5 protein-coding genes are annotated in these 6,374 nt (G+C 46.8%); 1 reads left to right on the top strand and 4 read right to left on the bottom strand.

All coding sequences use genetic code 11. From position 1 onward, the window contains the following. Nucleotides 1-122: 122 nt before the first annotated feature. Together Q0394_RS02575 and Q0394_RS02570 are read right to left on the bottom strand one after the other, a co-directional pair. Nucleotides 123-1,478 carry an anthranilate synthase component I family protein gene (locus tag Q0394_RS02575; protein ID WP_298945433.1) on the bottom strand — a complete coding sequence of 452 codons (1,356 nt, stop codon included), beginning with the start codon at nt 1,476-1,478 and terminating at the stop codon, nt 123-125. 48 nt (nt 1,479-1,526) lie between these two features. After that, nucleotides 1,527-1,955, bottom strand: coding sequence for a DUF302 domain-containing protein (locus tag Q0394_RS02570; RefSeq protein WP_298945432.1), 429 nt, complete (start codon nt 1,953-1,955; stop codon nt 1,527-1,529). 77 nt (nt 1,956-2,032) lie between these two features. Here Q0394_RS02570 and Q0394_RS02565 point away from each other — a divergent pair, with 77 nt between their 5' ends. Next, complete coding sequence (locus Q0394_RS02565; protein WP_298945431.1) at nt 2,033-2,785, top strand: sulfite exporter TauE/SafE family protein; 753 nt, start codon at nt 2,033-2,035, stop codon at nt 2,783-2,785. A gap of 89 nt (nt 2,786-2,874) precedes the next feature. Here Q0394_RS02565 and Q0394_RS02560 read toward each other — a convergent pair whose 3' ends face one another. Further along, a complete protein-coding gene (locus Q0394_RS02560; protein ID WP_298945430.1) occupies nt 2,875-4,458 on the bottom strand; it encodes a class I SAM-dependent methyltransferase in 1,584 nt (527 codons plus the stop codon). 92 nt (nt 4,459-4,550) lie between these two features. Continuing rightward, a complete protein-coding gene (locus tag Q0394_RS02555) occupies nt 4,551-6,209 on the bottom strand; it encodes a DASS family sodium-coupled anion symporter (RefSeq protein ID WP_002947395.1) in 1,659 nt (552 codons plus the stop codon). Between the last annotated feature and the right edge of the window lie 165 nt (nt 6,210-6,374).

Here is a 6,374-nt window from a genome sequence, read left to right as displayed (position 1 = left end):
GCTCTACTTCGCTTTGCTCGTAGCTGCAAGCAGACCGTAAGTAGAAACCCCTTCCGCCTCCCAAGAAAAACAAAATTTAAAAAGTTTTTATATAGCAAACCCTAGTCTGCAACGACAATTTCTCAAATCTCCCTTGCGTTTTTCGCGAACACGTTTAGCACCGAGGCGCGTTTTTTGCAAATCTCTTTATATTCGTATTCCGGAACGCTATCTATCACGATGCCCGCTCCGGCCTGTACGAAAATTTCGGTGAAATTTCCACCGAGCTCGCCGCTTTTTAAATTTGACTCGTTTGCGCAGTCAAGGTGCGGGTCGTGCCCGCTAGCGTCAAATTTGTGTGCAAATATCGCACTTCTAATCAAAATCGCCATTTGTACGTCGCCGTTAAAGTGGAAAAATCCTATGCCGCCGCCGTAGGCGTTGCGCCTGTACGACTCAAGCCCGGCGATGATCTCCATGGCTCGGATCTTTGGCGTGCCGCTGAGCGTGCCTGCGGGGAATATGCTGCCGACCGCGTCAAATGCATCTAGATCGTCCGCCTTCGCGCCGTAGACATCCGAGACTATGTGCATCACGCTTTCGTAGCGCACGATGCGCATGGCGTTTTTGACCACGACGCTTTTTGGTTTGCTGACGCGGCCGATGTCGTTGCGAGCAAGGTCGATGAGCATTTTGTGCTCGGCTAGCTCCTTTTCGTCGCTTAGCAGTTCGCGCTCGAGCGCGGCATCCTCGATCGCGTCTTTGCCGCGTCCGCGAGTGCCTGCGATAGGCGCGACGTAGATCTTGCCCTCTTTGATCTCGCAGACTAGTTCGGGGCTAGAGCCCGCGACGTCGCCGTACGGGGTCGGAAAGTGAAACATATACGGGCTCGGATTTGCCTCGCTCAAGGCTCGGTAGAAGTCAAGGCTATCCATATCGGAGGCTAGTTTTAGCTGTTCGCTTAGCACGACTTGAAAGACGTCGCCGCTTTTTAGGTATTCTTTGGCGCGTTCGGCAATACTCAGAAAATGCGCTTTTTCGCCGTCTAAATCGGTTAAAATTTGATATTTGCTCTGTCTTTTTGTGCGCTGTTTCTGGGCGGCTGCTTCGTCATCTGCGCTAAATTTAACGAGAAAATCGTAATACCGCTCATGGTCGCCGTAAAAGCTGTAAATTTTGCTATTTTTATCAAAGTGCAGGTAGGCGTGGGCGTTAGCGTAGAAAAAGTCGGGGAAATCGTACTGTGACGCGTTAAACTCGGGGATTTTTTCAAAATATTTTATCCCGCCGTAGCCGAGCACTCCAAACAGCCCCGCAAAAGGCGCGCCCGATTTTTGAGCTTTGAAATAGCTCTTAAGCCCTGCAAAATCGGTTTGCTCGCTGCTGATATACTCGCAGTCGATACCGACTATGGTCTGCGTCGTGTCCTCGGCGAGGTAGGAGTTGGCGAATTTTTCGCGAATCTTTTCGTAATAAAAAACGGGGCTCAAAAGTAGCATAAAATATCCTTTAATGAGCGTCGATTATATAAAAATTAAGCTTAATTTTCATTTGACGGCGGCGTCAAAAAGCTCGCGCTCTAGCCTTTGCGCCGCATCTAGGGCGGGACAGTTCGAGGCGCCGTATCTAGCCGCGATGCTTTTTATATCCTCAAAGCTCACGACCGTTTTGTCCTCTCTTTTTTGAAATAAAAACTTAAACGGAAGCTCCAGCGCGAGGCTTGGCTCGCACTCTATTAACGGCGCAAGTACGCCTGGAGCGCCGAAAATCACCGTGACCGACGGCGTCAAATTTACTCCCGTTTGCGCGGCGAAAACGTGATGAGGCACTACGGCAAATTCGCTAATATCCTTCATGTCAAGCAGTCTTTGAAATCTCTTAACCGTGGCTTCTAGCTCCAGCTCGCTCTGGCCTGTTGTGACGCTGGCAAAGGCCAAATTTAACCCTGCAAAAATCATCAAAAACAATCTTTTCAATAATTTTCCTTTTATAAATTTTAAAATTAATTTTACCCAAAAACGGCTAAAATCGGATTTTACTTTAAGGCGAGATTATGGAAATTTTATCGGTTGCATCGATCGGCTACGTGTGTTTGGGACTATTTGTCGGCTTTTTGTCCGGATTTTTAGGCATAGGAGGCGGCGCGGCGGCTGTGCCGATACTCGTATTTTTGGGCTTTGACGTTAAATACGCAATCGGCGTGAGCGTCCTTCAGATGGTGTTTAGTTCGGTTTACGGCTCGCTTTTAAATATAAAAAACAAAAACGTCGATCTAAAGCCTGCTTTGGTGCTAGGCATCGGCGGCTTTTGCGGGGCTAGTGCTAGCGGCTTTATCGTAGCGAGCGTTCCGTCGAAGTTTTTGCTTCTAACGCTTATCTGTATTCAAACTTTTAACGTTATTAAGCTGTTTTTTAAAAATCCTGAGCCAAAAGGCGCACACAATCCCTCTCTCGTGCCGCTTTTTTTCGTCGGGCTTTTTGTTGGTATAGTAGCGATTAGCGTGGGTATCGGCGGCTCGGTCATCATCATGCCGGTTTTGATAAATTTCTTAAACTACGACATAAAAAAGGCGATCAGCACGGGACTGTTTTTTGTGATATTTTCGTCGATTTCAGGCTTTATTAGCCTATCCTCGCAGGGGCTCGTGCAGTACGAGGTCGGCGTTTTAGTAGGTATAGGCTCGCTTATAAGTGTGAGATTTGGCGTAGCCTTGGCGCAAAAGATCGACCGCACCGTCCAAAAAAGATGCCTACTTGCGCTCATCTGTACGACGTTAATTATAATGATAAATAAGCTTTTTGCTTAAATTTGAGCTTATAAATTTAAAACAATACGATTAAATTTGCGATAAATAAGGGAGTGGGGTAAATTTACCCCGACCACCTTCAATAAAAATCAGAAATTTTCTAAAAATCCGCCGTCGCTTAGTTTTAGCTCGAGATCCTTTACGTAGTCTTCGGCCGCTTTTTGGTATTCGTTTTTGCTGACGGTTTTTATTGCTTCGCCGTTTTTGCCGGCAAACTCCAGATTCCTTTCGCGTGCAAATTTTACCGTTTGTTTTACGATATTTTCGAGCGAGTTTTTGCTGTTAAATTTAAGCGCGATAAAGGCGTCAAACTGCGAAAAGTTTGCCGGTACGTTTAGTTCGTCAGCAATTTTGATCACTGGTTCGCCCGTGGTGCTGAAATATTCAAAATACCCGCGCGCCCGCTCTTTTAGGCGACTTTTTCCAGCTTCGTAAACGATTTTAGGACGCTCATAAGTCGTTAGCTTTGCACAGTCTACGGCTAAAATTTCCATAAAGCCGAAGTATGCCGATTTTACGGCGTTTTCGTCATCTTTTAAAAGCGCTGCGACATCGGCGAAATTTACGCTTGCTGGGCATACGTCGTTAAAGACTTGATAAAGCCAGTCGTACTCAGGCTTCATCGCGATATTTTTGATGTTTAGGTAGCCGTTTTTCGTTTTGCTAAAGTCTGCCGATATATGCAGCTTGCAAAGTTCGTCCACGCCGATATTTACGCTAAAGTCGTTTGGAACGAGCTCTTTGTGCACTATCATACTGCGTCTGAAAATATTATTGGTTAAAAAATCAAGCATCTGCTCTTTTTCGATACGCGAGCTAAAATTTGCGTCTATATACGAGTCAAACTCTTCCAGCCCCAAATTTGACTGAAAAACATCCTCGAGTCCGACTTCGGCAAGATATGCTAGGTCGTTTTTCTCTAGACTATTTGCAAAATCTTTAAAATAAATCGGATTATTAAAAGCTTCCAAATACTCGTGAGCTATGTATGAGTCGTTCATCGTTAGAATATAATCAATATGAAATTTCAGACTTTCGAAATTTACAAAAATTTGACTCGCATTGCCGTCTTTTTGGCAAAATTTGGCGTATTCTCCAAGTACTTTTAAAAGCTCTCTAGCCTTAGCTACCTTTGCGGTTTCTCCCTTTATGTCCTTGGTGCCAAAAATCAGACAATCCCTGATCGTATCTTTGATCTTCCAGCCCGGGTAGACGTTGTAGCTCACGTACGCCACGCCGTTTGGGCTCAAAAATCGCTTGATGGTTTTTAGGATCGCGTCCTTTACCATATCGGGCACCCAACTATAAACGCCGTGGCAGATGATGTAGTCAAATTTGCCGTAATCTCTCACGTCCGCATCCGTAAAATCGCAGATATCTTTTGCTTTAAATTCGATATTATCCACGCGCATTTGTGCGGCTAGCTCTTTGGCTTTATTTATCTGCACTTCGCTTAGGTCTATGCCTAGCACCTTTGCCTGCGGATTTGCGATAGCAAAAGGAAATAAATTTCCGCCGTAGCTGCAACCGATTTCTAGCACTTTAGCCGTTTTGGACGGCGGCGGAGTTAGCGATAAAAACGAAGCCAAAGCCTCAAGTCGTGCAGGCGAAGTTTCGGGGAAAGCGGCCGAGATATATGGAAGCTCGTCGTAGGATTTTTGGATGTCGTTCATTTTGCAGCCTTAGGTTAAAATATTTTTACGATGATACAGCAACGCCTATTAAATGTGGGTAAATTTAGGCGGTTAAGGCCGCCTAAATTTGATTAAAATTTAAGCCCAAAAACGGCCGAAGCGATAAAGACGACAGTTGCCGTGATAAGAAAAATTCCGATGATATTTAACCAGATTCCGGCCTTTATCATCGAGCTGATTTTTACGTAGCCAGAGCCGTATGCGATGGCGTTTGGCGGCGTGGCGACGGGCAGCATAAATGCAAACGTAGCTGCCATAGCGACCGGGATCGTAAACAGCATAACGTTTGCGCCGGAGTATCCAAGACCTGCGCTAACGCCTGCGATAACGGGTAAAAAAGCCGCTGCGGTAGCAGTGTTTGACGTGATCTCGGTGAGGAAAATGACGAGCGTTACGACGGCCATAATGATCGCGGCGATAGGTAGCGCGCCGAGAGCAGAGACCTGATGTCCGATCCAAAGCGATAGTCCGCTGCTGCTAAACTGCGCTGATAGCGACAAACCGCCGCCAAAGAGTATGAGGATATCCCACGGCAGCTTTTTGGCGCTATCCCAGTCGATGAGACGCTCGCCGCTTTTGTTTGCGGGCACGATAAATAGCAAAATCGCCGTACTCATCGCGATTATCGCATCTAGGCTGGCGATTTTTACATCAAAGGACTTTAGGATAAAGCCCAGCGATATCCAGCACGCAGCCGCCGCTACGAAGATGACTCCGACTAGCTTTTCGGGCGTAGTTATGGGGCCTAGTTTATCTAGCTCGTCTTGGATCACTTTTTTGCCGTTTGGTATCTCGCCGATTTCAGGCTTAAAGAGCACGTAAGTGAGCAAAAACCAACACGCCGCAAGCATAACGACGCTAAGCGGCACGCCCACTAGCATCCACTCAAAAAAGCCGATCTCGATGCCAAATTCGTTTTTCATGTATGCGACCAGAAGGGCGTTTGGCGGAGTGCCGATGATGGTGCCTACTGAGCCTATCGAGGCGGCGTAGGCGATGCCTAGCATTAGCGAGATGCCGAAATTTGAGCTAAAAGTACTCGTTTTTTCTTTTATCTCTTTTGCGATGTCGCGGCCTTTGTGAAATACCGTATTCATAAAGCCGCCTTGCACGCCTTTGCGCGAAATTTCGTCCAAATTTGCCACATCCTCGATCGCCGTAAACGTCCATTTTTGAGTCGTTAGGCGTCCGACCAAATGTAATACGCTTAGCCCCACCGGAAGCATCATTATGGCGGTTGCGGTGTTGCTCACCCACATGGATAAAAATCCCGTCGCCACCATAAACCCCGCCACTAGCCGTCTGGGACTCGTGCCGACTAAAAGCACGATGCCAAGGGCGATTCTGGTGTGTAGATTCCACCTTTGCATAGCAAGGGCTAGCACGAAGCCGCCCATAAAAAGATAGATCGTGTCCGAAGCATACGGCGCCGCGACTACCTTAAACGCATCGACGCCTAGCACCGGAAATGCCACCATCGGTACCAGGGCGGTTGCGGGCAGGGCGATGGCCTCGGTCATCCACCACGCCGCCATTAGCGCAGCTACTGCGGCTACGACGGGCATAGCTTCTACATGCAGCTTTTTGCCCTTGGCCGCCGCTAGGGCGATGTCTCCTGCATTTGCGGGGAAGATTTTATACACCCAAATTGCTAGCAAAACGCCTAGCACCAGCCCGATGAGCTCGACTCGGTTTGTTCTTCTGTCTATAGGAATGTTTGGATTTGCCATGATAACTCCTATGCTTGGGATAATTTATAATACATCCAAAAAGCTTATGGCTTAAAAAATTCTTTTGCTTTAAAATTGATTTTTTACTAAAGTGTTGATAAAAGTAACAGCGATTTTAGTTAAAGCGATTTTGGGTATAATTACGGGTTAAAAATTTAAAATCAC

Origin of the sequence: uncultured Campylobacter sp. (assembly GCF_938039205.1) — a bacterium.
Lineage (GTDB): Bacteria > Campylobacterota > Campylobacteria > Campylobacterales > Campylobacteraceae > Campylobacter_A.
This window is presented reverse-complemented; position numbering and strand designations above follow the sequence as displayed.

What these genes read in the sequence shown, in the direction of transcription:
- Q0394_RS02575 (WP_298945433.1), bottom strand. Translation starts at nt 1,478, where the DNA reads ATGCTACTTTTGAGCCCCGTTTTTTATTACGAAAAGATTCGCGAAAAA.
- Q0394_RS02565 (WP_298945431.1), top strand. Translation starts at nt 2,033, where the DNA reads ATGGAAATTTTATCGGTTGCATCGATCGGCTACGTGTGTTTGGGACTA.
- Q0394_RS02560 (WP_298945430.1), bottom strand. Translation starts at nt 4,458, where the DNA reads ATGAACGACATCCAAAAATCCTACGACGAGCTTCCATATATCTCGGCC.
- Q0394_RS02555 (WP_002947395.1), bottom strand. Translation starts at nt 6,209, where the DNA reads ATGGCAAATCCAAACATTCCTATAGACAGAAGAACAAACCGAGTCGAG.